The organism is Streptomyces recifensis, assembly GCF_002154615.1.
GTDB lineage: Bacteria > Actinomycetota > Actinomycetes > Streptomycetales > Streptomycetaceae > Streptomyces > Streptomyces griseoluteus.
In genome coordinates this window covers 1-1,828 of sequence record NZ_MUNH01000341.1, presented here as the reverse complement: position 1 = coordinate 1,828, position 1,828 = coordinate 1, and the positions used below count along the sequence as shown (strand labels likewise).

General features: G+C 73.1%; 2 protein-coding genes and 1 pseudogene. 2 read left to right on the top strand and 1 reads right to left on the bottom strand.

Features of this window, described 5'->3' with window-relative positions:
• Positions 1–825: type I glutamate--ammonia ligase (locus tag CCN33_RS18495; protein ID WP_140394586.1), on the bottom strand; the 825-nt coding region annotated here is incomplete at its 3' end.
• 91 nt (positions 826–916) lie between these two features.
• On the opposite strand from CCN33_RS18495, the gene CCN33_RS18490 reads away from it, so the two are divergent.
• Positions 917–1,663, top strand: a complete 747-nt coding sequence (locus CCN33_RS18490) for a FadR/GntR family transcriptional regulator (protein ID WP_086694690.1) — start codon at positions 917–919, stop codon at positions 1,661–1,663.
• A gap of 43 nt (positions 1,664–1,706) precedes the next feature.
• Positions 1,707–1,828, top strand: a pseudogene (locus CCN33_RS33100) (gamma-glutamyl-gamma-aminobutyrate hydrolase family protein); the annotation flags it as partial.

The following is a 1,828-nucleotide window of genomic DNA, read 5'->3' as shown; positions in this document are numbered from 1 at the left end:
GCGGCCGTCCTCGTCGGCGAGCGAGAGGTGGATGTGGCAGGAGTTGCCCTCCTTCTCGTTGAACTTCGCCATGAAGGTGAGCGCCATCCCCTCCTGGCTGGCGATCTCCTTGGCGCCCGTCTTGTACACCGCGTGCTGGTCGCAGGTGCGCAGGGCCTCGGTGTAGCGGAAGGCGATCTCGTGCTGGCCGGGGTTGCACTCCCCCTTGGCCGACTCGACCGTGAGGCCCGCGCCCGCCATCTCGTTCCGCAGCCGGCGCAGCAAAGGCTCCACGCGGCCGGTGCCGAGGATGGAGTAGTCGATGTTGTACTGGTTGGCCGGGGTCAGCCCCCGGTAGCCGGTGTCCCAGGCGTGCTCGTAGCTGTCCCGGAAGACGATGAACTCCAGCTCGGTACCGGCCTGGGCGGTGTACCCCAGCCCGGCGAGCCGCTCCAGCTGGCGGCGCAGGATCTGGCGCGGGGCCGCGGTGACCGGGGTGCCGTCCTCCCAGGCGAGGTCGGCCATGAGCAGCGCGCTGCCGGGGTGCCAGGGCAGGCGGCGCAGCGTGGCCGGGTCGGGGCGCATGGCGAAGTCGCCGTAGCCCCGGTCCCAGGACGACATCTCGTAGCCGTCGACCGTGTTCATCTCCGTGTCGACCGCGAGGAGGTAGTTGCAGCCCTCGGTGCCGTGGTCGAGCACCTCGTCGAGGAAGAAGCGGGCGGCGAACCGCTTGCCCTGGAGCCGCCCCTGCATGTCGGGGAAGGCCAGTACGACGGTGTCGATCTCACCGCCGGCGACCAGCGCCCGCAGTTCCTCGACGCTCAGCGGGGGTGTGCGGTCTGCCACGGGAGAGCCTCCTGGGACGTGCTGCGCGCGGTCCGGCGGGGAGCCATAAGGTATGGCGGGGAACCATTGCTTGGGAAGGGGGCGCGACCGGATGGCGGGGAATGCGGGGGCGCGGGAGCCGAGAGAGGGGCCCGACCGGCTGGGTGCGGTGCTGCGGCCGGTGCGGGCGGGCAACGGCTTCGAGGAGGCGCTGGAGCAGATCCTCCAGGTGGTCCGGCTCGGTCTCGTCCCCGACGGTGAACGGCTGCCCGCGGAGCGGGAGTTGGCGGAGCGGCTGGGCGTCAGCCGGGTGACGCTGCGCGAGGTGCTGCGGGTGCTGCACGACCAGGGTCTGGTGGAGTCGCGACGCGGGCGGTACGGCGGCACCTTCGTGCTGCACCGTGCGGCCGGGGCCGGGGAGGACGAGCTGCGCCGCCGCACGGCCGAGGTCGACATCGAGGACGTACTGCGGTTCCGCGAGGTGCTGGAGGTGGGCGCGGCCGGGCTGTGCGCGGCGCACGGGCTGTCCGGGGAGGGCGTCGTGCGGCTGCGGCGGGCACTGGACCACACGCGGGACGCCCCGCTCGCGGACTACCGGCGCCGGGACACCCTGCTGCATCTGACGCTGGCCGGGCTGTGCGGCTCGGCGTCGCTGGCGGCGCAGTACGCGGCGGTCCGGGCGGGCGTCAACGACCTGCTGGACTGCATCCCGCTGCTGGTGAGGAACCTGGAGCACTCCCAGCGGCAGCACACCGCGCTGGTGGAGGCGGTGCTGGACAGGGACGCGGACGCGGCGCGGGAGATCGCGCGGGAGCACTGCGCGGGCACGGCGGCGCTCCTGCGGGGCTTCCTGGCCTGACCCCGGCTCTGCAAAGGTATGCGCGAGCACCTTTGGAGGGCACATGGGCGGACGGCCGCTGATCGGCGTGAGCACGTATCTGGAGGCGGGCGCCCGCTGGGGCGTCTGGGAGCTGGAGGCGGCGCTCCTCCCCGCCGCCTACCCCCGCCTGGTGAGCCGTTCCGG

Coding starts and splice junctions, on each gene's coding strand:
- CCN33_RS18490 (WP_086694690.1), top strand. CDS start 917: ATGGCGGGGAATGCGGGGGCGCGGGAGCCGAGAGAGGGGCCCGACCGG.